Annotated in this window: 27 protein-coding genes and 3 pseudogenes; 16 read left to right on the forward strand and 14 right to left on the reverse strand. The window is 57.7% G+C overall.

What is annotated here, in order from left to right; all coding sequences use genetic code 11:
• Positions 1-18 precede the first annotated feature (18 nt).
• Positions 19-363: a carboxymuconolactone decarboxylase family protein gene (locus ASD02_RS32070; RefSeq protein WP_025431008.1), complete on the forward strand. Its 345-nt coding sequence runs from the start codon at positions 19-21 to the stop codon at positions 361-363.
• A 242-nt stretch (positions 364-605) separates the two neighbouring features.
• Here the strand turns inward: ASD02_RS32070 and ASD02_RS32075 are convergent.
• Together ASD02_RS32075 and ASD02_RS32080 are read right to left on the reverse strand one after the other, a co-directional pair.
• Positions 606-1768, reverse strand: a pseudogene (locus tag ASD02_RS32075) (PLP-dependent transferase).
• 82 nt (positions 1769-1850) lie between these two features.
• Positions 1851-2567, reverse strand: coding sequence for a hypothetical protein (locus tag ASD02_RS32080; protein WP_057221752.1), 717 nt, complete (start codon positions 2565-2567; stop codon positions 1851-1853).
• Between the two features lie 249 nt (positions 2568-2816).
• Between ASD02_RS32080 and ASD02_RS32085 the strand changes: the two genes are divergently transcribed.
• From ASD02_RS32085 to ASD02_RS37705, 3 genes and pseudogenes are all read left to right on the forward strand, one after another.
• Positions 2817-3806 carry a zinc-dependent alcohol dehydrogenase family protein gene (locus ASD02_RS32085; protein WP_057221613.1) on the forward strand — a complete coding sequence of 330 codons (990 nt, stop codon included), beginning with the start codon at positions 2817-2819 and terminating at the stop codon, positions 3804-3806.
• A gap of 53 nt (positions 3807-3859) precedes the next feature.
• Positions 3860-4168 carry a 4-oxalocrotonate tautomerase family protein gene (locus ASD02_RS32090; RefSeq protein WP_025431004.1) on the forward strand — a complete coding sequence of 103 codons (309 nt, stop codon included), beginning with the start codon at positions 3860-3862 and terminating at the stop codon, positions 4166-4168.
• A gap of 46 nt (positions 4169-4214) precedes the next feature.
• Positions 4215-4597: pseudogene (locus ASD02_RS37705) on the forward strand (DUF983 domain-containing protein).
• Between the two features lie 240 nt (positions 4598-4837).
• On the opposite strand, the gene ASD02_RS32095 reads toward ASD02_RS37705, so the two are convergent.
• Positions 4838-5827 carry a zinc-dependent alcohol dehydrogenase family protein gene (locus ASD02_RS32095; RefSeq protein ID WP_200951726.1) on the reverse strand — a complete coding sequence of 330 codons (990 nt, stop codon included), beginning with the start codon at positions 5825-5827 and terminating at the stop codon, positions 4838-4840.
• A gap of 109 nt (positions 5828-5936) precedes the next feature.
• On the opposite strand from ASD02_RS32095, the gene ASD02_RS32100 reads away from it, so the two are divergent.
• On the forward strand, positions 5937-6806 hold the full coding sequence (locus ASD02_RS32100) for a LysR family transcriptional regulator (protein WP_057216382.1): 870 nt from the start codon (positions 5937-5939) through the stop codon (positions 6804-6806).
• Positions 6807-7255: 449 nt separating this feature from the next.
• A complete protein-coding gene (locus ASD02_RS32105) occupies positions 7256-7693 on the forward strand; it encodes a VOC family protein (protein WP_057221614.1) in 438 nt (145 codons plus the stop codon).
• A gap of 125 nt (positions 7694-7818) precedes the next feature.
• Here the strand turns inward: ASD02_RS32105 and ASD02_RS32110 are convergent, their stop codons facing one another.
• The gene (locus tag ASD02_RS32110; RefSeq protein WP_057216378.1) at positions 7819-8790 is read right to left on the reverse strand and encodes a LysR family transcriptional regulator; all 972 of its coding nucleotides are present in this window, start codon (positions 8788-8790) and stop codon (positions 7819-7821) included.
• Between the two features lie 101 nt (positions 8791-8891).
• Here ASD02_RS32110 and ASD02_RS32115 point away from each other — a divergent pair, with 101 nt between their 5' ends.
• The 7 genes and pseudogenes from ASD02_RS32115 to ASD02_RS40655 all read left to right on the forward strand — a co-directional run.
• Complete coding sequence (locus ASD02_RS32115) at positions 8892-9866, forward strand: MBL fold metallo-hydrolase (protein ID WP_057216328.1); 975 nt, start codon at positions 8892-8894, stop codon at positions 9864-9866.
• 421 nt (positions 9867-10287) lie between these two features.
• A complete protein-coding gene (locus ASD02_RS32120; RefSeq protein WP_234907968.1) occupies positions 10288-11283 on the forward strand; it encodes an AraC family transcriptional regulator in 996 nt (331 codons plus the stop codon).
• 145 nt (positions 11284-11428) lie between these two features.
• Entirely contained in the window at positions 11429-12178 is a 750-nt protein-coding gene (locus ASD02_RS32125) for an SDR family oxidoreductase (protein ID WP_057216371.1), read from the forward strand.
• Positions 12179-12237: 59 nt separating this feature from the next.
• Complete coding sequence (locus ASD02_RS32130) at positions 12238-12786, forward strand: flavin reductase family protein (RefSeq protein WP_057216325.1); 549 nt, start codon at positions 12238-12240, stop codon at positions 12784-12786.
• 40 nt (positions 12787-12826) lie between these two features.
• Positions 12827-13111 (forward strand): DUF1330 domain-containing protein, encoded by a 285-nt coding sequence (locus tag ASD02_RS32135; RefSeq protein ID WP_057216323.1) that lies wholly within the window; start codon positions 12827-12829, stop codon positions 13109-13111.
• A gap of 101 nt (positions 13112-13212) precedes the next feature.
• Positions 13213-13515 (forward strand): putative quinol monooxygenase, encoded by a 303-nt coding sequence (locus ASD02_RS32140; RefSeq protein ID WP_057216321.1) that lies wholly within the window; start codon positions 13213-13215, stop codon positions 13513-13515.
• Between the two features lie 21 nt (positions 13516-13536).
• A pseudogene (locus tag ASD02_RS40655) lies at positions 13537-14033 on the forward strand (SDR family NAD(P)-dependent oxidoreductase); the annotation flags it as partial.
• A gap of 134 nt (positions 14034-14167) precedes the next feature.
• Here ASD02_RS40655 and ASD02_RS32150 read toward each other — a convergent pair.
• The 8 genes from ASD02_RS32150 to ASD02_RS32185 all read right to left on the reverse strand — a co-directional run bounded on the left by ASD02_RS32150 (position 14168) and on the right by ASD02_RS32185 (position 20459).
• Complete coding sequence (locus ASD02_RS32150) at positions 14168-14602, reverse strand: DoxX family protein (protein WP_057216318.1); 435 nt, start codon at positions 14600-14602, stop codon at positions 14168-14170.
• Positions 14603-14781: 179 nt separating this feature from the next.
• Positions 14782-15558: an SDR family oxidoreductase gene (locus tag ASD02_RS32155; RefSeq protein WP_057221615.1), complete on the reverse strand. Its 777-nt coding sequence runs from the start codon at positions 15556-15558 to the stop codon at positions 14782-14784.
• Positions 15559-15569: 11 nt separating this feature from the next.
• Positions 15570-16016, reverse strand: a complete 447-nt coding sequence (locus ASD02_RS37710) for an ester cyclase (protein WP_082555688.1) — start codon at positions 16014-16016, stop codon at positions 15570-15572.
• 25 nt (positions 16017-16041) lie between these two features.
• A complete protein-coding gene (locus tag ASD02_RS32165; protein ID WP_057216310.1) occupies positions 16042-16815 on the reverse strand; it encodes an SDR family NAD(P)-dependent oxidoreductase in 774 nt (257 codons plus the stop codon).
• A 71-nt stretch (positions 16816-16886) separates the two neighbouring features.
• On the reverse strand, positions 16887-17495 hold the full coding sequence (wrbA, locus tag ASD02_RS32170) for an NAD(P)H:quinone oxidoreductase (RefSeq protein ID WP_057216307.1): 609 nt from the start codon (positions 17493-17495) through the stop codon (positions 16887-16889).
• A 239-nt stretch (positions 17496-17734) separates the two neighbouring features.
• A complete protein-coding gene (locus tag ASD02_RS32175) occupies positions 17735-18634 on the reverse strand; it encodes an AraC family transcriptional regulator (RefSeq protein WP_057216303.1) in 900 nt (299 codons plus the stop codon).
• Positions 18635-18930: 296 nt separating this feature from the next.
• Entirely contained in the window at positions 18931-19527 is a 597-nt protein-coding gene (locus tag ASD02_RS32180) for an NADPH-dependent F420 reductase (RefSeq protein WP_057216300.1), read from the reverse strand.
• A 35-nt stretch (positions 19528-19562) separates the two neighbouring features.
• Positions 19563-20459, reverse strand: a complete 897-nt coding sequence (locus ASD02_RS32185) for a pirin family protein (protein WP_057216297.1) — start codon at positions 20457-20459, stop codon at positions 19563-19565.
• Between the two features lie 101 nt (positions 20460-20560).
• On the opposite strand from ASD02_RS32185, the gene ASD02_RS32190 reads away from it, so the two are divergent.
• Positions 20561-21475: a LysR family transcriptional regulator gene (locus tag ASD02_RS32190; RefSeq protein ID WP_057216295.1), complete on the forward strand. Its 915-nt coding sequence runs from the start codon at positions 20561-20563 to the stop codon at positions 21473-21475.
• 310 nt (positions 21476-21785) lie between these two features.
• Here ASD02_RS32190 and ASD02_RS32195 read toward each other — a convergent pair whose 3' ends face one another.
• Positions 21786-21971: a hypothetical protein gene (locus ASD02_RS32195; RefSeq protein WP_057216292.1), complete on the reverse strand. Its 186-nt coding sequence runs from the start codon at positions 21969-21971 to the stop codon at positions 21786-21788.
• Positions 21972-21987: 16 nt separating this feature from the next.
• Between ASD02_RS32195 and ASD02_RS32200 the strand changes: the two genes are divergently transcribed.
• A complete protein-coding gene (locus ASD02_RS32200) occupies positions 21988-22239 on the forward strand; it encodes a hypothetical protein (protein ID WP_057216289.1) in 252 nt (83 codons plus the stop codon).
• 68 nt (positions 22240-22307) lie between these two features.
• Here the strand turns inward: ASD02_RS32200 and ASD02_RS32205 are convergent, their stop codons facing one another.
• Entirely contained in the window at positions 22308-22949 is a 642-nt protein-coding gene (locus ASD02_RS32205; RefSeq protein ID WP_057221617.1) for a 5-formyltetrahydrofolate cyclo-ligase, read from the reverse strand.
• Between the two features lie 116 nt (positions 22950-23065).
• Between ASD02_RS32205 and ASD02_RS32210 the strand changes: the two genes are divergently transcribed.
• Entirely contained in the window at positions 23066-23947 is an 882-nt protein-coding gene (locus tag ASD02_RS32210) for a LysR family transcriptional regulator (RefSeq protein WP_057221618.1), read from the forward strand.
• Positions 23948-23979 lie beyond the last annotated feature (32 nt).

Below are 23979 nucleotides of genomic sequence, written 5' to 3' on the forward strand. Positions count from 1 at the left end.
CGAACACGAGGGTATGTGATGTCTATGATCGATTGGAATGCCTATCATCAGCAGGTGCTTGCGGGGGTCGGCGAAATCGCCGCACTGAGTCCGGACGTGATCAGAGGCTACCAGGCAATCGGCGGAGCGGCCCGTAAGACCAATCTGCTGGGTAGCAAGGTCAACGAACTGATCGCTCTAGCGGCTGCGGTCTCGCTGCGCTGCGATGGCTGCATCGTTGTTCACACCGACGCCGCGCTTAAAGCGGGTGCGACGCGCGAAGAGATCGCCGAGGCGCTCGGGACGGCTATTGGCGTCAACGCTGGAGCAGGACTCGTTTATTCCACGCGAGTGATGGATGCCGTCAAATCAAAGGCTTCATGACAACCTCAGCGGTTTACATTGAGGCTCAGCCCAGGTCGGGCCTGTCAGGGAAACCCGCAATTGGGTGAACGGAGGTTCGGTTGAGAAAAGAAAGATTCGGTTCATGCTCAGGCACTCCCGAAAGCTGCCTGAGGCCATAGTGGGCGACGAAGGCCCGCCTCGATGTGAAAACAGGACTCGGCTAAGCCGGCAGACCAGAGCCAGATCGCCTGAGCCAGGAGGCCCAAGTGTCCGTGCTGTCATCATCTGGAAATCTCGGCGAGAAGCGCTTCGATATCATCGACAAGGTCCTGATGATCTTCAAGGCCAACACTTATGCGCAAGACGAGATCATCTGCGTCCCACCTCCGCACCGTGCGGTAGGCCTTGACAGGCATGGGCGCAATGAGACTGCGCATTCCGCCCCAGGATGCCCCTATCGCAAATGTCTTGAGCACATTGAGAGAAGGCGAGACGCGATCGGACAGGCCTCTTTTGAAAACGACGCCAAAGACACCTGACGCCCCAAGAAAGTCCCTCTTCCAGATCGAATGGCCAGGATCGGTCGGCAATGCTGGATGGATAACACGTTCCACGATTTCCGCTGCCTGTATCCTTTCGATCAACTGCAGGGCACCTTGACTTGCATGTCTCATGCGAGCGCCGAGCGTTTCTAGTCCTCTTAAGACCAAAGAGGCGTCATCCGGTGACACGCAGATCCCCATTCGTCCGAGCGTTGACCGTATCGGAGCGGTTAGTTGTTCGTCGCGGACCGTCAACGATCCCAGCAGTACGTCTGAATGCCCCGAAATGTACTTGGTCAGCCCCTCTGTGACGATGTCTGCTCCGAGCGTCAGGGGTTTGTAGTTCAGAGGTGTCGCCCAGGTATTGTCGCAGCCAACCAGTGCCCCGTGCCGATGGGCTATGTCAGCAATAATGGGAAGATCTTGGACTTCCATTGTCGTCGACCCAGGAGATTCGCACCAGACTATCTTGGTTCTGGCGTTGATTTTAGCGACGAGATCGGATGGATCGACGGGATCGTAGTAGGCAACCTCGATACCGAAGCGCGCGAGTTCCGTATTGGCGAAATCGCGCACCGGGGGTACACGGAATCGGCTATGAGGATGCCGTCACCCGCCTTGAGAAATGGAAGCATCGCAATCGCGTTGGCCGCCTGGCCCGAGGGCACGAGGAATGTTCTGGCACCGTTCTCGAGAGCTGTCAGTTTTGCCTCGAGCGTTCTGGTGGTCGGTGTCCCGTAAAGACCGTAACTGTAGCCGTCAGGTCCGCGTTGTCCGCGGTTTGCGTAATCCTCGGCGGTGTCGAAGACGATCGTTGAAGCACGATGCACTCCAACCCCGAACGTTGCGAAGCCTTCGGCATTTACGTGGGGTGTCACGACACAGCGCGTGAGGTCCTTCATCGCATTCTTCCTTTTGACCGAGGCGGAAATCACCAGTGTCCACCATATCCGCCCCCTGCAACTGCGTGGTTGGGTGCGAACTCTAGGCGACCGAAAATTCCAGACCGCTTACATCGATGGATATCATCAAGCGAGACAAATCGGGCGTGAGGTCTGCTAGGCGAGGGTACCCACGTAGCTTCGTTGGTATGTTGACCCCATGACACTCTTCGTAGTGAGAAAGCAATTCCGTGATGGTTATGCCCGCGTCGCCATCGACATGGTAGTCATGCCTGCGCAAGAGGAAGTTGCCGTCAAAGAAGTAATCGTGTACGCGGGCAGCGGTTGCAAGGTCCGGCGGCAACTGGGCCCTGAGAACCCGCCATTGGTTTCCACCTTCGTTCCAGGGAACAAGCTCACATACCTCGACACCTTCCAGCATTAAATGGAATGGAGCGGTCAAAAACGATCTAACAGTGGAGCATGCCAGCAAAACTCCGACCAATGCATCGACTGGCAGTTTGAAGTCGTATTGCAATTGCGCGGAACGCACGTCCTCGACTCCGGTAACAAGGGAGCCGTCGTCACCCAGGATGGACAAGCGGTTGCGTTCGAGGTCGCTTCGGCAATTGACGCATCCAAGGGGTTCAATGACCGCTCGTTGCAGCTGCGGGAAGACAGTTATCTGTCGAGGCGCCGGGTTGCCAAAATTCACACATAAATCGCCACCCAGTAAAGCCGTTGCCTTCGCAACATTATGTGCGCCCCAGTTTGTCAGCCCCCCATGAGCAACGATGGCTTTGTCGAGCAGCTTGTTCAAACTTTCGCTCCCGATACCAAGTGACAACGACCCGCTCGATCATGTCTGATCAGCTCTTCCTATAAGGTACACCTCTGCTGAAAATCCGAAATCATATCTTCCATTAGGGCGAGAGCTCTAACCTGAAATTGCAACCGCCGGGCTCGGTTGCCACTTCGCCGAAAGCGCGCATCTAAAGGTATATATGATTTCGGCCACCAGGAAGTTGGCGCACAGTCTCCCCCGACGAACGCTACAAGGAGACGCGAGATGCCGACGATGCGAGCAGCGGTGGTCGAAGCCGCGAATGGTCCCTTCCGGATTTCTGAATTGGAGCATCCGGTACCCAAGTCTGGCGAGGTGTTGGTTCGCATCTGGGCTAGCGGTGTGAATCCCCTGGATACGAAAATCCGTGCCGGAGCCGCGGCGCATGCCCGACATGAATTGCCTGCGATACTTGGAATCGATCTTGCCGGGGTCGTGAAGGAGGTTGGTGAGGGTGTGACGAGGTTTTCTCCCGGTGACGAGGTCTACGGGATGGCCGGAGGTGTGGGTGGTAATCAAGGATCACTTGCGCAGTACGCGGCGGTTGACGAGCGCCTTCTGGCAATCAAGCCGTCGAACATCTCAATGCGCGAAGCAGCGGCACTGCCACTGATCTTCATCACTGCATGGGAGGGGCTCGTCGACCGAGTGAACGTTCAGGCTGGACAATCAGTTCTCGTAATTGGTGCTGGCGGGGGCGTCGGGCATATCGCTGTCCAGATCGCAGTGGCGTTGGGAGCTGTCGTGTGTGCCGTCGATTCGGGGAGCAAGGGAGACTATCTCCGCAGCCTGGGAGCAACGCCGATCGACTATTCCTCCGATGACGTTGAGACCTACGTTGCAAAGCACTCCGGCGGCAAAGGATTCGATGTCGTTTACGACACCGTCGGCGGCGCGGGATTGGACGCCGCATTCAAGGCCGTCGCCCGGTTCGGACACGTGGTGAGTTGCCTTGGTTGGGGATCTCATGCCCTGGCTCCCCTCTCGTTCAAGTCTGCTACCTACTCTGGTGTCTTCACTCTGATCCCACTGCTGACCGGTGATGGGCGCGAGCACGATGGCGATATCATGCGGGAGGCTACGAAACTGGTGGAGGCAGGGAAGGTGTCGCCACGCCTCGATGCGAGGACATTTACGCTCGAGACCGCTGCCAGCGCCCACGAGCTAATCGAGACCCGAAAGGCCAACGGCAAGCTTGTTGTCGAGCTCGATTAGTTGCGGTCGGCCCTGTCGAATTTCCCTAACCAAAGAAACCAGAGGAGAATACGATGCCCTTTGTGAACATCAAACTCGTGGATGGTGTATTTACCAGCACCCAAAAACACGCGCTGGCGAAGGCGATCACCGATGTCATGGTCAAGTTCGAAGGCTCCGAGGCATTCCGTTCCGTTACCTGGGTTCTGATAGAGGAGCTTCACACCGATGGCTGGCATATTGGCGGGCAACCCTTCGCGGGGCCATCCTCGCTAATGGAAACCCTTGGCCGCTCTAAGGCCGTCTACGAGATGATTGACGGGAACCCGACCTCTCGTGACGAGTTTGCAGCGGCGTTGCCACCCAAGGCCGAGGCCAGCTAGCCTTCAACAGCATCCATCTCGATTTCGATGGTGAGGGAACGGATACATGACCATCGACTACAACGAGACTACCAATCCTGCGCTCACCGGATTCAAGGGGCGTTGTCCGCGTTGTCAACGGGGACACCTGTTTAACGGGCTCCTGTCATTGGCGTCGTCTTGTGAGGTCAGTGGTCTGGACTATGCGTTCGCTGACCCTGCGGACGGCCCGCATTTTTCGCCATGAGTATCGTCGCCGTTCCTGCGCTTGCTTTCGCTCTGTGGCTCCAACTGACATTCGAGCCCTCGCTCTGGGTACATCTTTCAACTCTACCTTTAACCACGGCAGCATGTGTCGTGCTGTTGAGGCCTTTGAAAGGCTGGCTGGTATGCTCCCAATACTTTCATAAAGCCGAAGAAGGCCACATCGATCGGAACTGGCGAAGTTGAATGGAAGACCTCGCGTCGGCGCGGAGGCAGTCTTGTTCGCCGTCGGGATCACGGTCCGTTCGAACGACAGGTCCTTTGCTGCTAAACCAGACACACCAGATCTGTTCCACCCAGCCGTCCCCGCATGATCTTTTGCGAGCGAGACAAAGAGAAGGACATCCTCGCGTCTGGGTGTATGCAGAACTCGATGGGATTGCAGGGCAAACGGGTCCCGGCCATGATGACGCGGGACCCTGGCCTTTAAGCGATGTCTACGACGAGCTTTCCGTCAACCTGGCCGGCTTCAATCAACTCGTGGGCCGCCATCACATTCTCAAGTGTGAAGGACCGATCGTCGAGACGCGGCATCAACTGACCCCTTTCTGCAAGGCGCGTTGCTTCCCGCATGATGTCCCCGTGATGCTCACGACCTTCGCCAGTGAGTAGCGGAAGCAGTGTGAACACGCCGGAGTATGTCGCCGCCTTGAATGAAAGCGGGGCGAGGGCGTGCGAGCCCCAGCCGAGGCAGCTAACCACATGCCCAAAGCGGGCGACTGCCTTGAACGCAGTGTCCAGACCAGCGCCGCCAATCGTGTCGTAGACGACGTCGAATCCTTGCCCTTGTGTGTATTTGGCGACGTATTCTTCAACGGTTTCCGTGGCGTAGTCGATCGGCGTCGCATTGAGGCTCTTGATGTAGTCAGCCTTCCGGGCTCCATCGACTGCATAGACGTCCGCACCAAGAGATTTGCCAATCTGAACTGCTACGTGTCCGACCCCGCCACCGCCACCGAGGACGAGCACCTTCTGGCCAGCCCGGACGCCCACACGGTCCACGAGGCCTTCCCACGCCGTGATGAAGATGAGCGGTAGCGCAGCCGCTTCACGCATGGAAAGGTGAGATGGCTTAATGGCCAGCAGCCGTGCATCGACGGCCGCAAGTTCTGCCAGCGAACCTTGCACGCCGGCTACGCCGCCTGTCATGCCATAGACTTCATCTCCGCGGCGAAACCCCGTCACGCCTGCACCGACTTCTTCAACAATCCCGGCAAGGTCGATACCTAGGATTGCGGGAAGCGGATGACGGGCGTGAGCGGCTGCACCTGCGCGGATTTTCGTGTCCAATGGGTTTACGCCACTCACCTTTACGCGGACGAGCACCTGACCTTCGCCCGCAACCGGTCGTGCAATCTGCGCGACACGGAATTCGGTACCGTGATTTTCAAGAACTAATGCTTTCATCGTGCCCATAGGATTGATCCCTTTCACTTGATGTCAGCACTTTGCTCTGGAAGCTTCCGAATGGACATCATATAGCTTGCATGTTGATAATGCATTTTTGAATGGGTCGTAAGTCATGATGGAATGGAGCGACATTCGTCTTTTCCTTGCGATCGCGAGGGAAGGAACGCTGGGTGCGGCCGCGAGAAAGTTGGGCCTGACGCAGCCGACTATGGGAAGACGACTAAAGACTCTTGAGGCCGCGGTCGGCCACTCGCTGTTCCAACGCACACCGGACGGGTTTGTCCTGACAGATGAGGGTGCCGTCGTAATGGGGCACGCCGAGCGGATGGAGGAGGAGGCGATCGCACTCCAGCGCCAACTTGCGGGTACCGAGAACACGTTGTCCGGCACCTTGCGGATATCCTGCTCTGACTGGTTCGGCGTCCATGTTCTCGCCCCCATCCTTGCCGACTTCAGACGTGTGCATCCCAATGTAATCATCGAGATTCTCACTGACTCCAGGCTTTTGAACCTGGCGCGTCGCGAAGCCGATCTGGTTTTCCGGATACGGTCCTTCACGGAGCCGGAAGTCATTTCACGCAAGCTACTGCATATTCCCTATGGCCTGTATGTCGCCAAAGGATCGGACGACCCTTCGCCCGGCACAGGAGCGGGATTCAGCGTGATCATTATGGATGAGGCACTTGGAAGCATGCCCGATGTGGCTTGGCTTAAGGGCCGGTTCCCGAATGCGAAAGTTTCGATTCGAAGCAACAATCGCGATGTTCAGGCACGGTTATGCGCAGATGGTGCAGGTATGGCCGTTCTTCCGAGGCCGCTGGGGGACTCGATGGAGGGGTTGAAGCGTGTCGACGTGTCGGAGGCTCCCCCTGGAAGGGATACCTGGCTAGGGTATCATCAGGATCTACGACGCCTTCCACGGCTTCGAGCGGTTATTCAGTTTGTTGGTGAGCAAGCGCAAATAATACAGCGCCTATATCGCTAATGCCGCCTCTGCGCGCAGCGGGCGTATTTGAACGCTTGTCAGACCGCGGCCTACCCGCATCCAAGGCGTCCAAGGCTAGATCTGACTGGCCTCGTCCAGCAGGTCGACTCTCGTAGTCCGGGCGGAAGAAATTGCGCGTCGCAGGTCATGCTGCGCGCCTCTCCGGCGACAGACTTTGAAGCCAGTGTTCATGACGAGCCCGCGAATGCCCGCTCGTGGCTTATGAGGACTGCTGCGAAAACAGGATGCGATGGACGTCGGACATCTGCGCGCGGTGGATTCGAGATCGCTTCTAAAAAACAATTCGGCGGACGGCCCGTGATCCGAGCTTCTGATCTGGGCAGCAGCGAAAACAGGCCCGATGGCCGCCGGAAACGAGGCAATTCAAGCGTCCGTTGTTGGACCGGCGACACCTTGTAGTCTGGAGCAACACATTGGAGATTGGACACATGGCGCTCAGGCGGATGGACAACGTAGGAATCGTCGTCGAAGATCTGGGAGGGTCGATTGATTTCTTTCGCGAACTCGGCCTCGAGCTCGAAGGGCGGACCACGACCGAAGGTGAATGGGCCGGACGTGTCACTGGACTGGGCGATCAGCATGTCGAGATTGCCATGATGCGCACGCCAGACGGCCATAGTCGGCTAGAGCTCTCCCGCCTCCTCTCCCCGCCTGTGATTGCAGATCACCGGAACGCTCCGGTTAACGCCCTAGGCTACCTGCGCGTCATGTTCGCGGTGGACGACATTGACGAGACGCTTGAAAGGCTCCGCACCCGCGGCGCGCAGCTCGTAGGCGAAGTAGTCCAGTATAGAGACGCTTACCGCCTCTGCTACGTCCGTGGGCCTGAAGGACTTCTCATCGGGCTCGCCCAAGAGCTCAACTGAGCGCAACAGACGACGAACAGCCAGAAGTCACCAATGTCTGCGAGTGCGTCCGAGGCGGGCCTGTTCGGGCCGGCTCGCCCACTAACGTCACCGTCAACTGCCTCGCGCCCAGCGCTCCCGCCGGCTCAAGGGTTGGAGATCGGGGCAACAGGCCGTTCAAACCTATCGGCAACGCCGTTGCTCGCGAGACTGTCGCGGATCTGCTGTCGAACCCAGTAATTTGCGGCGTCGCTGTCGGCGTGTTTTGCCCAAACCATGTTCACGGGCGGGAAGGTCAATGATACTGGCAACGGGCTGACCTCCAATCCCAATAGCGGCCCGTATCGTTCTGCAATCCGCGCAGGCACTGTGGCTATGACGGGGCTGAGCTGCGCCGCGGACAGAACGGACATGTAGCCTGGTGCCGCTGCAACAACGTTGAGATCCACCCCCGCAATCTCCAGCGCATCTTTGATGCACCCATGCAAGGTTTCATTCTGGGATATAGTCGAATGTTCAGCGGACAGATATTCGTCAAGTCCAACGGGATTAGACAGTGCGATAAGGTCTGGATTGAAGCAACAAGCCACTCCCGTCTCGTAAAGCTTCTCAAACGATCGGCGGCTTGTCAGGGTATAGGTGCAGCCAACGGCAAGATCTATCGACCCGTCCTCAAGGGAAGGCTCCATCGCCTCGTACGGGAAGACGCGCGCGAGTATCTTGATGCCGGGAGCGAGCCGTCGCAAACGCGCCGTCAAATCCGGAATAAGCAAGAGTTCGATTTCCGGAGACATTGCAACGCGAAAAATTCGTTCCTCTGTAGCCGGATCGAACTCCTCGCCGCCTGTCAGCGCCAATTGGGCTTGCCGCAACGCCTTGCGCACGGGCACGGCGAGGCTCCGGGCTCGCGCGGTAGGTTGCATAACCTGTCCGACGCGTATGAATAACTCGTCCTGTAACAGCACGCGCAACGTCGAAAGCGAATGGCTCATCGCTGGCTGTTGGATTTTCAAGCGTCGCGCGGCTTTCGTAACATTTCCTTCAGCCATCAACGCATCGAAAGCGACGAGGAGATTGAGATCGAAGGAGCGAAGATTGAAATGATCGATAGTTGTCATGACCTGCATCGATTTGCGTGCTGATGCCCCGGAACATATTTGCTCTCCAGGGCAGTTCAAGGCCTGAGTTCTGGAAACCTGACAGCATCTGGAGTTTTTTAATGCACACACGCCGTTCGCTTCTCATCAACACAGCTGGATTTGCGGTCGCCGCCGGGACCGTGGCAGCGTTTCCGGCTGGCGTCTTTGCCAAGGCGCCCATCGTCGGCACGCAAGCCGCCGGCTTTTATCGGATAAAGCTCGGCGACTACGAGATTACCGCCCTCTCCGACGGCACGGTGAAGCTGCCGATGTCCAAAATCTACAGAAACATGGATGAAAAGGAGATCGGCACTTACCTGACTGACCGGTTTCAATCGAGCTCTAGCGAAACGTCTGTCAATGCCTTCCTTGTCAACACGGGCGGGCGCCTGGTTCTCATCGATACCGGCACGGGCGACCTGATGGGCCCGGCGTTGGGCAAGCTTGCGACCAATATCCGTGCAGCGGGTTACAACGTCTCCGACATCGACGACGTCATTCTGACCCACATCCACGCCGACCACTCAGGCGGGCTCGTTGCCAACGGCAGCCGCGTGTATGAAAACGCCGTCCTACATGTCAACCAGCGAGAGGCCAAGTTTTGGCTAAACGCAGATGCCAAGGCTAAAACAGACAAGGTGCTCGGCCCGCAGATCGCTCAGGCTGAGAAATGTGTCGGCCCCTATGTCGACGCCGGCAAATTTGAAACCTTCGATGACAATGGTACGCCTGTTGCGGGTTTTGGAACAATCCTGCTGGCCGGTCATACACCTGGTCACAGCGGTATCGTCGTGGAGAGCAATAGCGAAAAGATCGTGTTCTGGGGTGATATCGCCCATGGCGATGTTCTCCAGTATGATCATCCGGAAGTGACTGTCGAATTCGACGTGGATCAGAGCGCAGCAGCATCGACCCGGGCAGCCGCGTTCGCCGAAGCCGCTGATCAGCGGTATTTGGTCGCCGGTGCCCATCATGCGTTTCCTGGGATCGGCCACGTTCGTCGGGATGAGAGCAATTATGACTGGGTGCCGCTGGTCTATCGTGCCCAGTACTAACGCCGTTAGACCCTGCCAGGTGGGCACGGCTTTATCGAAAAACAGACCGCCATTCACAACGAAAGTTGTGGATGGTGTTTCGTTGGCTGCAGAGCCCAGTCCCACGGTGGTCTGTTTGGGCTTTTGTCGGCATCATTCGGTTCGAAGTCTAATTGTGACGGGTGGATCGTTGGAGAAATGGGCAATGGTTCGAGAGCAACGTTCTACCGCCTACCCCAGAGTTCCCGCAGGATAGTTATCGGCACATGACCTGCCTTGTGATCCCTGAGGGGGTGAATTTCTTTCCCGGCTCATGAAACCAAATACTTCATGTCAGCATTGAGAATGTCATGGGCGGACTAGTGAAACGAGGGGCATTCCAAGAATGCTCGCTCGTCAAGCACGAGGGCGTAGCTTCATGCCCTCTAAAAAGGGGTTCAAGTTGGAAATCGCAGATGCAACAAAATCGGAAGCAGTCCCTCCCATCCGCAACCGCGTTGAAGATGGGCTCCACGTTGCGTCGCCTCTCCCTCTCTTAGACGAAATCACCCCGGATCGGACCTCGCCCCTTGGTCTCGAACAATATATCGCCGGCCGCATTCTGGTGAGCGGGGACAGTCCAGCATGGACCGATATGTTCGTGCAGGTCTACTCCCGCCACATTAAGCAAGAACCGTTTCTTGTACCGGCTGTCGCCGAACCGCTCATCGTTTGGGTCATGTCGGGGGAAGCCATCGTCGAAGAACGAGAGCTGGATGGAGAATGGGTCTCCAATATCGTAACAGTCGGTGACTTCTTCCTCACCCGCTCTCCGACACCCTATGAAATGCGTTGGCGCGCGACCGGCCCGGCCCCTTTTCAGGTGATGCACCTTTATCTGTCAGTTCCTCTCTTCGAACGCGTGGCAGAGGTGCTTAGCGGCGATGCGCCTCCCGCACTGCGTGATGTATCGGGCGGCAAAGACGAGCAGCTTTCGCATCTTCTGGCGTTGATTCATCAGGAACTTACCGCTGAAGGCAAAGGTAGTCAGTTGTTCGTCCAGGGGCTCGCTCAGAGCCTGGCCGTCCACCTCATCCGTAACTATGCGTCGAGTGAGACTGACATCGGCCGGCAGACAGCACTTCCAGGCTTCAAGCTTCGACGGGCTATTGCCTACCTCGAAGGCCACCTGGCCGACCCGTTTAATCTCGCTCAGCTCGCCGGAACAGTTGGCATGAGCGAATTCCATTTCAGCCGTCTGTTCAAAAAGGCAACAGGCCTTTCGCCCTCCCGATACTTCATCCGCCAGCGCGTTGCTAAGGCACAGCAGCTCCTACAGGAAACGGACACGAGCATTATCGAGATCGGCATGTCCGTCGGCTATTCGAGCCCCAGCCACTTTGCCCAGGTCTTCCGGCGCGAGACGGGTCTGCCGCCGAGCCACTACCGCCGGGGTTAGTTTCTTCGCCTGTTGCGATTTGAGCAAAATCGCAACAGGTCGAGCAAGGCCCCGAGAGAAGGGCAAGCATGAAACACTTAGGTTCCTCCTTGTCGAAACGAAACGCCCACCGAGGTGGTGGGCTTCAAGACAAGGAATGAAGACAATGACCAACCTCAACGGAAAGATCGCACTGGTAACCGGCGCATCAAGCGGCATTGGCGCCGCTACCGCGGTAAAGCTCGCTGAAGCTGGCGCAAAGGTCGGCCTCGCGGCTCGCCGCACCGAAAAGCTCGAAGATCTCAAGAGCCGGATTGAAGCCAAGGGCGGTGAAGCTCTTGTGATCGAGATGGATGTGGTCGATGCGGCGTCGATCGAAATGGGCGTCAAGAAGCTTGTCGATACCTACGGCTCGATCGACATCCTGGTCAACAATGCTGGCCTGATGCCGCTCTCCGACATCGACCAGTTCAAGGTCGACGAGTGGCACCGGATGGTGGACGTGAATGTGAAGGGCCTGCTCAACACGACGGCCGCCGTTCTGCCCCAGATGATCAAGCAGCATTCCGGCCATATCTTCAACATGTCGTCGATTGCTGGTCGCAAAGTGTTCAAGGGTCTGTCTGTCTACTGCGCCACAAAACATGCGGTAACTGCCTTCTCGGACGGGCTGCGCATGGAAGTCGGACAGAAGCACGGTATCCGCGTCACCTGCATCCAGCCAGGCGCTGTCGCAACCGAGCTCTATGACCACATCACCGACCCGGGCTACCGCAAGCAGATGGATGAGCTTGCCGGTCAGATGACCTTCCTCCAGGGCGAGGATATCGGCGACACCATCGTGTTTGCCGCTCAGGCCCCGGCTCACGTGGATGTCGCCGAGCTGTTCGTCCTGCCCGTTGAACAGGGTTGGTGAAAGCCGGCCCTAATAGGGACCCCGCCTATGCGCGGGGGCTCCCTTCGAGGGAGAAAACAATGAAGGAAATACCTGCATCTCAAGCCTATCGTCTTCTCGAGCAAGGACCCATTGTCTTGGTCACGACAAGCCAAAATGGAAAGCCAAACGTGATGACGATGGGCTTTCACATGATGATCCAACACGCCCCGCCGCTGATCGGATGCGTTATCGGTCCCTGGGACCACAGTTATCAGACCCTTCGGAACACTGGCGAATGCGTGATTGCTGTTCCCGGTCTCGATCTCGGTGAGACGGTCGTTGACGTCGGAAACTGCTCCGGCGACCGGATGGACAAGTTCCAGAGGTTTGGCCTCAAGACACGGCCGGCCAAGGACGTTTCCGCCCCGCTCATCAACGATTGTCTGGCAAACATCGAGTGTCGGATCGTTGATACCACCCTCACTGATCCCTACAACCTCTTCGTCCTTGAGGCGACGAGGGTCTGGATCAACGAAGACCGCAAAGAGCGTCGGATGATGCATCACCGGGGTGACGGCACCTTTACTGTCGACGGCGGCACGCTCGATCTCAAGGACCGCATGGTGAAATGGCGCCATCTCCCGTGACGGGCGCCGTTCGCAACATTCAAAACCAGAAGGAGACGTCATGTCCGCATATCTCGTGGTCGATCTCGACATCCACGATCCACAGGCGATCGAAGACTATCGATCCAAGGCATTGCCGCTTGTCGCAAAGGCAGGTGGGCGCCTTATCTCTCTCGATGCCGAGCCGCTTGAGCTCGAAGGCTGGCAGGCGACCAATATGCTGATCATCGAGTTTCCCGACAAGGAAGCGATCCGCCAGCTGTTTTCATCGCCAGAATACGCACCGCTTGCGACGCAACGCCAAGCCGCTGCGCGATCCCGCATCATTGCCCTCGCCGGGGTCTGAAAAGCGCAAAAACCCGACCGATCTTGCATGGGTCAGCGAAAGTTAAACTTGAGGATCAATCACAATGGCTCGGATCGGAATGAATTGAAAGGAGACCCGAAATGGCCGAACTGACCAACGTGGCCTACTTCACTGCAAAGCCGGGCCGCTCGACAGATCTGGGTAAGGAGCTGCTTCAACTCGTTACCCCTTCCAGACGTGAAGCGGGCTGCCTCCGCTATGAGATCCACCAATCCAACGACGTCTCAGACGTTTGGATGGTGCTCGAAGACTGGAGGTACGAATCCGACTTCGATCTTCACATGGGGACGGGTTACGTCCAGGCCTTTATGGCGAAGCTACCGGATCTGTGCTCCGAAGACGTGGAAATTTGCGGCTATCAGCAACGATCCCCGCAGGTCTGAGATATGAAAGGAGTACATCAAATGGGCACGCAAAACGCAAAAGTCTGGCTCGTGACCGGTTGCTCGACCGGCTTGGGTCGCTACATCGATGAGCATCTCCTGGAAGCCGGCGAAAAAGGTGTGGTCACCGCACGCAAGACCGACAAGGTCGCTGACTTTCAACGGCGAAGCCTTGATCCTGCCCCTCGATGTCATCGACCGCGATCAGTGCCGGCAAGTTCTAGAAGCTGCCAAGGTCCACGTCGGTCGAATTGATGTTGTGATCAATAATGCTGGTATCGACTTCTTCGACGCGATCGACTGATGGACAGGATGCCCGACGCCTATTCGACGCCAATTTCTTCGGCACTGCCAACACCATCGATGCGCTACTTCCGCGCTCTCGCCGCAGTAGCACTATTGTCAATCTGACATCAATCGGCGGCATAGTCGGCTATACCGGCGTTGGGTATTATTGCGCGACGAAATTCGCAGTCGAAGGCCTGTCGGATACGCTTCGGGCAGAAGATCCTCTCGGCGAAGCGTTTCGAAGGAAAAGTCGCCATCGTAACGGGGCGGGAACTGCACGGAAGGTGGCCCTGAGTGGGGCAAAGGAATAACGACAAATGCCCGGGCGTTGTGCCTGGGCTTTTGACTGTCGTTGTTCGTCCGATTAGCGGCGGGCGTCGAGACTGTATCGTCCCGCGCCGAACGCGACCACCTGCAGCAGACCACCGGCCATCGCGATATTCTTGAAGAAGTGGATGAACTGGTTCAGGTCGCCGAGGTTGTTGTGGAACGTGACGGCCGTTGCGACACTGAAGAATGCAAGAATAAGGGCCACGACGCGTGTCTGGAAACCCAGGATGAGCGCGAAGCTGCCGATGACTTCCGTCACCACCGCGGCGCCGTAGGAAAGAGAAGGGAAAGGCAGACCCACCATGTTGATGTAGCCGATCGTACCAGCCGGATCGGAAATCTTGCTGATGCCGGAAAGAAGGAAGATTGCGGCCAGAAGGACACGGCCCGCAAGCGGTGTCACACCGTTGATCAGGGCCGATTGGGAAATGGTTTCAACGCGTTGAGCGATTGCATCGGAATAGGGCATGGACGTTCTCCTGAGTTGGGCGTAGCCACCGTGGCTGCGTCTTGAGAAGAAATTGCCATCATCCGATCCAACGAAAAAGCTGGTTAATTTCTCCTATTATCATCGATTTTTTCGAATGGTAGCGACAAAGAAAAACCCGCGCTCTTGAATGCGCGGGTCCGGCTGGAGGGTCGTGTAAATCAGATGACGGAGAGGAGGCCTCCGTCCACTATGAGGGCCGTGCCGGAAACATAGCTCGATAGGTCCGAGCCGAGGAAGGCTACGGCGTCTCCAACCTCCGATGGCCTGCCAAGCCGGCGAAGGGGGGTCCTTTGACGGAAGCCTTCGGAGGCTTGCGCGATCCCTGGGCTTGTGCGGAGAAGCTCGGTGTCGATTGTGCCAGGTGCGACGGCATTCACGCGGATGCCGTCAGGGCCAAGAGCATCGGCCAATGATTTCGCCATGAGCACGACCCCGCCCTTGCTCGTCGAGTAGGCAACCGTGATTCCGGCGCCAGCAATCCCGCCCATGCTTGCCATTAAGACGATGCTGCCCTGTTTACTGAGCGCTTTCATCTGACGGGCGGCAGCCTGGGCACCAAACAGCGGGCCGTCGAGATTGATGGACATCAGCCGGCGATAATCCTCTTCAGGAACCTCGGCGCCATCGGTCCTTAACGTGATGCCGGCGTTTGCGACCATGACGTCGACACCACCGAATTCCTCCGATGCAGCGATCAGGGCGTCATTGTCAGCCTTACGGCTAACGTCCGCCTTTACGAAAACGGACTGCGCGCCGAGCTTCTGGATCTCGCACGCAGTCGGCTCGCCGCCTTCGCGCGGGGCCTCAACGACGTCTGAGACGATGACTGTCTTGGCACCATGCTCTGCTGCCCGAATGGCGATTGCGCGCCCGATACCGCTTGATGCGCCGGTTACGATGACGACCTTGCCGTAAAGAATGTTACTATTGCTCATGATGGTGATCCTTAAAGCTCAGGCACTTTGGGAGCCGAGGGAGGAAGGGCGCCGAGCTGCTGCAGAAGGTAGTAGAGGTTGGCGACACCCCAATGCTCGACGATCTGGCCGTTACGAATGCGCATGGCATCGACCGTTTCGAATTTGATCTTCCGGCCGGTTGGCTCGATCCCAAGAACTACGCCCTTGTGGGTGCCGTGGTAGGTCTTGAAGGTCGTGACAATGTCTCCGTCGACCGCCTGCCAGTGGATCTCGGCACGGAAATCCGGGAAGGCTTCACGAAGGGCGTGATAGAGACGACGCGCACCTTCCTTGTCCGGCGTTCCGCCTGGCTGTGGCGTATGGTCAAGAAAATCGTCGGCGAACAGTTCGTCGAAGAGCTCGAAATCGCCGCCGGACTGCACTTCAAGTGTGTTGCGACCTACGACAGCCTTTGGTGAAGCCTGTTGGTCTGACATGAGATGATCCTTTCTAGCTTCGGAGTCAGAGTTCGAAACCACCGATCGTCATGCCGCCGTCGACGGTCAGCATGTGTCCGGTGACATAAGATGCGGGGTTAGAGGCAAGCCAGATCGCTGCAGCCGCGATCTCCTCGGGCCTGCCGCCGCGTTTGGCGGGAATGGCGTTTCGCGCAAGCGCTGCGAAACCCGGATTCTGCTGGCTGTTTGCCACGACCATTGGAGTTTCGGTCCAGCCGGGTGCGATTGCGTTGACCCGAATGCCATGAACTGCGTTCTCCATAGCGGCAACACGGGTCAGGCCATGCACGCCGTGCTTTGACGCAGCGTAGGCGCTCATCCCACCGGGGCCCGTCAGCGCAGCAACCGAGGCGGTATTGACAATCGCGCCACCGCCACTCCGCTTGATGAGTGGGATCTGGTATTTCATTCCAAGAAATACGCTCTGCAGATTGACAGCGATGACGCGCTGGAAATCCTCCAGCGGGTAATTTTCGATCGGCAGCGCAGGACCAGTGATGCCGGCATTGTTAAAGGCGGCATCGAGCCGCCCCGATGTTGAACCGATCTGCTCAATCCAGCTGCCAACTTGGATTTCGCTCGATACGTCGAGCTCCGTCATGAAGGCCCGAGCGTCTCCAGCCCCGATCAGCTCGGCAGTCTCGGCAAGTCCTTCGGCGTTTCTATCAGCGATATGCACCGTGGCGCCTTCCTGGGCGAGCCCGATGGCTAAGGCGCGTCCAATGCCTGAACCTGCTCCTGTGATGGCTGCTACTTTCTTGGCGAAAAGTTGAGACATAACTTCCCCTTGCCAGCGGCGCTAAAGGCTGGTCCGCTTGGAGGTTGATATTTTTGGGCGGGTTAGCGGCGTTAGCCGCGAGCTGCGACAAGGGCCGCGGCAGTACGGGCGACCAGTTCGCCCTGATGGTAAGCACCTGCCAGATCGATTTGGGAAGGCTTACGGGAACCGTCGCCTCCGGCCACGGTCGTTGCGCCATAAGGGGCGCCGCCAACAATCTCTTCCATGTTCATCTGGCCCTGATGGCTGTAGGGCAGGCCGACGATAACCATGCCGAAATGCATGAGGTTGGTAATGACTGAGAACAAGGTGGTTTCCTGCCCGCCATGCTGCGTGCCTGTCGACGCGAACGCGCCACCTACCTTGCCGTTCAGGGCGCCGCGTGCCCACAGACCGCCGGCCTGGTCGAGAAAAGCTGCCATCTGCGACGACATGCGGCCGAAGCGGGTTCCCGTGCCGACGATGATTGCGTCGTAGTCGGCCAGCTCTGCAACGGTTGCGACTGGCGCATCCTGGTCAATTTTGAAATGGGCTTTTTCGGCGATTTCGAGCGGCACAGTCTCCGGCACACGCTTGATCGTGACCTGTGCGCCGGTGTTGCGAGCGCCCTCTGCGATCGCGCCTGCCATGGTTTCGATGTGGCCGTAGGACGAGTAGTAAAGAACGAGTACTTTGGTCATTGTGCGTCTCCTTCGAGTTGGTTTCGATGAAGACAAACTGCAGGGTTCCAGCATTTCGAAACAGCCGGATAAAATGATCTCTTACGTTCGAAAAATTAGAAAAGTCGACACGCCCCCGCCGCCACCTTTGAAGCAACCCCGTCTGTCGACGCGTTCGCTTTGCGCACCACTGCCGATCTTGAAAAATAGAATGTATAAAAAAGGCGGCACTCGGAGCGCCGCCTCGGTTTTCGTTAGGCTTATTGCCACGTCGTGACCGGCATTGACTTCATTTTCTCGACGTCCTTCCTTGGCGGCAGTCCGAACATCCGCGCATATTCGCGCGAGAACTGAGACGGGCTGTCATAACCGACGTTGAAGCCGGCCGACGCAGCATCAAGGGCCTGTGCGATCATCAGTCTGCGCGCTTCCTGGAGCCGGATTTGCTTCTGATACTGCAGGGGACTCATCGCGGTGACCGTTTTAAAATGATGGTGGAACGACGAAACGCTCATGTTCACTTGCGCTGCGAGATCTTCCACTCGTAAAGCGCGGTCGTACTGGCTCCTGATAATCGCGACCGCCTTGTTGATCTGGCTGAGCTTGCTCTCCGCGATGGCAATCTGCCGAAGACGGTCGCCCTGGTCGCCCAAAAGCAGGCGATAGATGATTTCCCGTTCGGCAAGGGGCGCCAGCACGGCGCGATCGCTGGCGCGGCCGGATTCCAGAAGTTCCGCCAAGCGGATGACGGCGTTAAGAAGCTCTGTCGGCACGTCGCTGACTGCAATGCCTCGCTGCGGCTCCTCGTCGCGAATGCCCCCGGGAATGGCTGCGCCGATCACATCAGCAATCGCTGCAGGTTCGAGATCGAGCCGCAGACACAGATAGGGATGATCGCTGGACGCGTCGAGGATTTGACCCGCGATCGGCAGATCAACGCTCACGATCAGGAACTTCATCGGCTCGTAGACAAAGGCCTCTTCCGCAAGTCTCGTCTGCTTACGTCCTTGCGCTACAAAACAAACGGCAGGCTTATGGAGGAGAGGAATTGGCTCAGTCGGCGTGACCGACCGAAGAATGTTCAATCTTGCAATCCCGGTTTCAGTTACGCCATCGATCGTCGCATTGTTCGCCAGGATACCGGCCAGCCGTTCAATCATTCTGTTTCTCAAATTACCGGGCAACTACCAGAAAACCTATCGGCATTCGGTGGCGCCGACAATCCTGTTCAGCTTAGCCCCAACTTAGCCGCCGACCTGAGCGATAACCTCTCGCCTCCTGCCCGAAACAGACTTTTGGGGTTCGCGTTTTCAACAGTTCCAGCTGTTCGGATGGCAGTTCGCCTTACTCCTAGATAGCGCGTGTTTCGTTCTTCTCAGCGGAATGCCCCCATGGTGCCCTCAAAGGTTGCAGATACCTATGAGGGATGCCGCCCGCAGAGGGGCGGCCCCGATCATCAATCCTTGAGCAGGCTCAGAGCGACCAGCGGACGTCCGAACTGCTGAAGGGAGCCAGATGTGTTCAGCGTCCCCAGGTCGGTAGGCGCAAAGCCTAAGGTCGCGATGAGGTTTGAAACCTGTCTGTTGGCTTGGGAATGATTGCCCGAAAGGAACAACACCCGCTTTCCGGTACCCTTGTTCGGATCGGCTGCCAACACCGCTGCTGGAAGGGTGTTGAATGCCTTGACCAGCGTCGCGCCGGGAAAATACTCAGCTACTACCTCCGACGAGAGGCGGCCACCGAGATCGCGAGGGGTGAAAGCTGGGAAGTCGATCGCATTCGTGGCATCGACGATAATACGGCCATTCCAGTTCGTGAGGGTCTTCGACACCTCTGGTACCGCGTCATAGGGGACTGCGAGGATGATGACATCGCACTGAAGCGCGTCCTTTAGTTCGACGGCCTTGACCGTGCTGCCAAACTTGTCGTTGATAATGGTGAGCGAGAAGGGGCCGCGGGTATTGGCGATAACTGCTGCCACCCCGGCTGCATGAAAGCGTTCCGATAGAGCCGAGCCGATAGCGCCCGAGCCGATGATTGCATATGTGGTCATCGTGGTTCTTCCGTTGTTGGGATGGATGTTAAGGTTCAGCTGAAGTTGTCGGGCAGAGGAATGAACTCGTCGTCGCCCGGTACTCCCGGAAATCGGCGTTTCCGCCAGAGATCTGCAGCGTGCCGGATGCGTTCTTGATCGGTGGCGACGAAGTTCCAGCGAATGAAGCGTTTCTCCGGAAGCGGTTCCCCGCCAAACGCCAGAAAGCGCGAAGCCTCGTTGGCTTTAACGACGATCTCGGCGCCAGGCTTGAACACGATCAAGCGATCAGGCCCGAAAGTGCCGTCCTGCCCTGCGACCTCGACAGATCCGCTCACCACGAAGATGGCACGCTCCACATGTTCACCATCAATCCTGTATCGGCCTCCTGCCTGAAGCTGGATCTCGGCCGAGAACAGGTCTGAGAATGTGGCTGCGGGAGATTTGCTGCCGTGGAGTGTGCCCGCCAGGAGTTTCATCGTGATCCCGTCGCCATTTACGCCGGGAAGTGTATCTGCAGCGAGATGCTGAAATAGCGGGTCGGTTTCTTCATACTGCCGGGGAAGGGCTATCCAGCTCTGCAAGCCCGTGAGTTTGCCGCCCGTATGGCGCACGTCATCCGGTGTCCGTTCGGAATGAACAATGCCTGATCCCGCCACCATCATGTTGACTTCACCGGGACTGATAGACTGAACGTAACTTTCGCTATCCCGATGCAACAACTCGCCTTCAAGAAGGTAGGTGAGGGTGGAGAGGCCTATATGCGGATGGGGCCGGGTATCGATACCTTCGCCCTCGCCAAACCTGACGGGACCGAAACTGTCGAGAAAGATGAATGGACCGACCATCTGCCGCATCGCCGCCGGAAGGGCACGGCGAACAGAAAAGCCACCGAGATCCCGCGTAGAAGGCAATATCACCTGTTCGATGTCAGCTGTGGATAGATACGACATTGTCGTCTCCGGGTGGGTTCGTTTCAATGTCTGAAACCTAGTGCCGCTGGACGTTTCGGAAAACTCAGATAATTTCGGCGAAAACGGTCGAGGAAATCGAAATGTCAGATCCGGGTCAGCCCACGCTTGATCAGCTCCAAGTCTTCATCACAGTTGTCGAAACAGGCAGTTTTGCAGCCGCGTCGCGAAAGCTGAACCGGGCGACTTCGGTGATCAGCTACACCATCGCCAACCTCGAGGCACAGCTGGGCGTCACACTCTTTGACCGGCTTTCGACCAAGAAGCCTCAGTTGACGTTGGAAGGCCGAACTGTCCTCGCTGAGGCTAAAAGCGTCGCCCATGGGATCGATAACCTCCGCGCTAAAGTCAAGAGCATGCTGCGCGGTGTGGAGCCGGAAGTTCATCTTGCGCTCGATGTCATGCTTCCTGCAGCGCGCGTCATGGACGCGCTTAAGGCCTTCAGACGGGAGTACCCGAGCGTGTCGCTGCGGCTGTATGTCGAAGCCTTGGGAGCCGTCACCCAATTGGTGCTGAACCGGACAGCGACTATCGGCATCAGCGGTCCCCTGGATGTGGAGATAGCAGGCCTGGAGAGGATCGGCGTCGGCTTCGTGAAGCTTATACCCGTGGCATCGCCAGAACATCCCCTCGCCGGCAGCTCACATCCGCCAGGTGCTGCACGCGGCCATATCCAGCTTGTATTGACCGACCGATCACCGCTCACACAGGGCCACGAGTTCGCAGTGGTCGGCAACCACACATGGCGGCTCGCCGATCTGGGTGCGAAACACATGCTTCTCAAGGAAGGTATCGGTTGGGGGAATATGCCGGAACCTATGGTATGCGATGATATCGTAGCGGGGCGACTCGTCCAACTCGACCTTCCTGATTGCAAGGGCGGCCCCTACCGTCTTCAAGGGGTCTATCGCACCGACACGCCGCCCGGCCCTGCCGCTCGGTTCCTGCTAGACCACTTTCAGAGCCAGGATACCGATGATCCCATCGCAGCCGACTAGAGCTTTGCAAGAATGAGGCAAGGAGCAGGTAGCAAACATCTACCGCTCCAGAGTTCGCCGACGGTAGCTTTTCGTGCGTGCGCATGGCGTCATGATACGCAACATGATCCTCTTCACCAAAGATGGCATCGACAATCTCAAAAACATCATCAAGGTCCGCACGGACGCCGACGACGCATCACCAAAAACGGTTCCTTGAACCAGTGTGCCAGCACCCCATGCAATGCCGCCTTTGAATTCATCGAGGCGATCACGACGACACCTCGGCTGCGATTACTTAATCTGCACATCGAATGGACAAGCTGTCTGCTCACGTGCCGGATTTTCCGGCAATCTGGTCTCCTGGCATAGGTTCGAGCGCCGCAGCCAGGATGTTACCGCCTGGCCCGGCTTTTGCTTCCTCCTTCTGAAGCACGAACTCAAGGATTGGGCAGACGATGTGGAATGGATTGTTGCTATCGCTGTTGCTGAGCGTTTCGATAGGGTTCAGTGTCAAGGGAGCGACTTCCGGATTGAACGAACATGTTGAGGAGGCGCGCGGTAACGCGGTGCGGACAACAGTCCACACATCCGTCGGCCTGACTGCGCTCGGTCTGGTGTTCAGCTATCAAGGCCTCTGGCTTGGCGTCGCGGCGGTGTTGTTTGGGATCGGGCTTTCGCTCGTGGCCGCCCGACTGGTTTCGCCTACGATCTCGCTCGTCATCTCGACTGTGGCTCTCTGCTCCTACCTTCACCTGGCGGGCCCGTTAGTTTTAACCGTTTGACCGCCGGCCGGAGAACCGGCGCGATTTCGAGCACTGACCTCATGTTCGCAACCGCGTCCTCACCTCGGTCACGACGCGTCCATGGCAATGTCGTGCCATTGCGGACGGATACTCTCCATCTTCTGCAATTCGAACCCCACCCCGATCACAAGGGGCTTTGGTGTGAGACCGGCGAGCGTACGGTCATAATAACCGCCGCCATAGCCCAGACGGAAACCGCCTTCGTCGAAACCCACCATAGGTGCGATCACGATCGAGGGTTTGATATCCTGCCCGGCGGCCGGTATCGGTATGCCCCACACGCCCCTTTCCAGCGGTTCACCCTGTCGCCACGATCGAAAGCTTAATGGCCGCGCATTTGCGACAACCACCGGCAACAGGCAGTTGGCGCCACGGGCAACAAGCGCGTTCATCCAGGGACGTAGATCCGGTTCGCCCCGAAACGGCCAGTAAAGAGCGATCGCCTTGCCTTCAACGTCGGGCAAGAGTGCATCAATCGCTGCTTGGATAGCCTGCGTCCACGTGGCGCGTTCCGCGGCAGATCGTGTTTGTCTTGCATTGATGAGCACTTGACGCTGTTGGTGGCGCCAAACATAGGTCGAAGCTGGGTTTGCCTGCTCGAGTCCCATATATGCAGCATCTACCTCGCTCATGAGACATGGGGGAGACGAATAGGTCGGCGGAATGTCGTCCTCATTGTCCCGGTTCATGATCGTCTGCCTTTCTCCTGATCTCGCGAAGTTTCGAATTCAGTTCCTGCGGTCGCCTTGATTGTCATTCCGATATCAAGAACAATAGGGCAGTTTCATTCTTCTTTCAGGCTAAAATGGACTTTACGAGCCTTGAAATCTTTCTCGCTGTCGCCGAGCATGCCAGCGTGACGCGCGCTGCCGTCGCGGCCGAACGCGCGCCTTCCAACGTGACGAACCGCATTCGCGCACTTGAGGAAGAGCTGGGCGTTGAACTCTTCAGTCGCGAAGGCAAGAAGATGACCCTCACGCGGGATGGCCGCCTGTTTCGCTCATATGCCAGCCGTCTGATTGCGCTTGGGAAGGAGGCACGCAGTGCGTTGAACCGGACGCGCATGCCCAATACGCTCCGTCTAGGCACTATGGAAAGCACGGCTGCCGCGCGCCTGCCCCTGGTGCTGCAGGCGTTCAACCTGGCTCACCCGGATATCTCCGTGCGATTGACAATGGGATCGTCAGAGGAATTGACCCGGGCCGTCCTCGCCGAGGAAATCGACTGCGCGTTGATCGCACGGATGCCGATCGACATTGTCGATGCGCCGTCAGACCTGCTCGGTGATCTTGACGCTGAGCCGATATACCGGGAAGAAGTTCTCATCGTGTTGCCGGCGTCCCACCCGCCGATCGCGACGGTTGCGGACGTGCGCGTTGCTTCCCTTGCGGCGCTTGAGCCCGGCTGCACCTACCGGCGCATGGCGGAGAAATGGACCAAGTCAGCCGGATCGATTACAACCACGGAAGTCTCTTCATATCATGCGATTTTGGCGAGCGTCGCGTCCGGCGACGCGATCGGCGTGGTGCCGAGATCCGTATTTGATCTCATGGACTGGGGGGCGGTCAGAATATACCCGTTGCGCGATGTTGAGACGTTGCTTGTGAGCCGCAAGGACAGACGCTTTCCGGCGGTCGAGATCCTGCATCAAGCGATGCTGGCCAATCGCGGCTCATACGCACACTGACCCTCTCGGCTGGCAACCGGCTGGACCGATTT

Source organism: Ensifer sp. Root1252 (assembly GCF_001425885.1).
GTDB classification, from domain to species: Bacteria; Pseudomonadota; Alphaproteobacteria; order Rhizobiales; family Rhizobiaceae; genus Ensifer; species Ensifer canadensis.

Coding starts and splice junctions, on each gene's coding strand:
- ASD02_RS32070 (WP_025431008.1), top strand. CDS start 19: ATGTCTATGATCGATTGGAATGCCTATCATCAGCAGGTGCTTGCGGGG.
- ASD02_RS32085 (WP_057221613.1), top strand. CDS start 2,817: ATGCCGACGATGCGAGCAGCGGTGGTCGAAGCCGCGAATGGTCCCTTC.
- ASD02_RS32090 (WP_025431004.1), top strand. CDS start 3,860: ATGCCCTTTGTGAACATCAAACTCGTGGATGGTGTATTTACCAGCACC.
- ASD02_RS32095 (WP_200951726.1), bottom strand. CDS start 5,827: ATGGGCACGATGAAAGCATTAGTTCTTGAAAATCACGGTACCGAATTC.
- ASD02_RS32100 (WP_057216382.1), top strand. CDS start 5,937: ATGGAATGGAGCGACATTCGTCTTTTCCTTGCGATCGCGAGGGAAGGA.
- ASD02_RS32105 (WP_057221614.1), top strand. CDS start 7,256: ATGGCGCTCAGGCGGATGGACAACGTAGGAATCGTCGTCGAAGATCTG.
- ASD02_RS32110 (WP_057216378.1), bottom strand. CDS start 8,790: ATGACAACTATCGATCATTTCAATCTTCGCTCCTTCGATCTCAATCTC.
- ASD02_RS32115 (WP_057216328.1), top strand. CDS start 8,892: ATGCACACACGCCGTTCGCTTCTCATCAACACAGCTGGATTTGCGGTC.
- ASD02_RS32125 (WP_057216371.1), top strand. CDS start 11,429: ATGACCAACCTCAACGGAAAGATCGCACTGGTAACCGGCGCATCAAGC.
- ASD02_RS32130 (WP_057216325.1), top strand. CDS start 12,238: ATGAAGGAAATACCTGCATCTCAAGCCTATCGTCTTCTCGAGCAAGGA.
- ASD02_RS32135 (WP_057216323.1), top strand. CDS start 12,827: ATGTCCGCATATCTCGTGGTCGATCTCGACATCCACGATCCACAGGCG.
- ASD02_RS32140 (WP_057216321.1), top strand. CDS start 13,213: ATGGCCGAACTGACCAACGTGGCCTACTTCACTGCAAAGCCGGGCCGC.
- ASD02_RS32150 (WP_057216318.1), bottom strand. CDS start 14,602: ATGCCCTATTCCGATGCAATCGCTCAACGCGTTGAAACCATTTCCCAA.
- ASD02_RS32155 (WP_057221615.1), bottom strand. CDS start 15,558: ATGAGCAATAGTAACATTCTTTACGGCAAGGTCGTCATCGTAACCGGC.
- ASD02_RS37710 (WP_082555688.1), bottom strand. CDS start 16,016: ATGTCAGACCAACAGGCTTCACCAAAGGCTGTCGTAGGTCGCAACACA.
- ASD02_RS32165 (WP_057216310.1), bottom strand. CDS start 16,815: ATGTCTCAACTTTTCGCCAAGAAAGTAGCAGCCATCACAGGAGCAGGT.
- wrbA (WP_057216307.1), bottom strand. CDS start 17,495: ATGACCAAAGTACTCGTTCTTTACTACTCGTCCTACGGCCACATCGAA.
- ASD02_RS32175 (WP_057216303.1), bottom strand. CDS start 18,634: ATGATTGAACGGCTGGCCGGTATCCTGGCGAACAATGCGACGATCGAT.
- ASD02_RS32180 (WP_057216300.1), bottom strand. CDS start 19,527: ATGACCACATATGCAATCATCGGCTCGGGCGCTATCGGCTCGGCTCTA.
- ASD02_RS32185 (WP_057216297.1), bottom strand. CDS start 20,459: ATGTCGTATCTATCCACAGCTGACATCGAACAGGTGATATTGCCTTCT.
- ASD02_RS32190 (WP_057216295.1), top strand. CDS start 20,561: ATGTCAGATCCGGGTCAGCCCACGCTTGATCAGCTCCAAGTCTTCATC.
- ASD02_RS32205 (WP_057221617.1), bottom strand. CDS start 22,949: ATGAACCGGGACAATGAGGACGACATTCCGCCGACCTATTCGTCTCCC.
- ASD02_RS32210 (WP_057221618.1), top strand. CDS start 23,066: ATGGACTTTACGAGCCTTGAAATCTTTCTCGCTGTCGCCGAGCATGCC.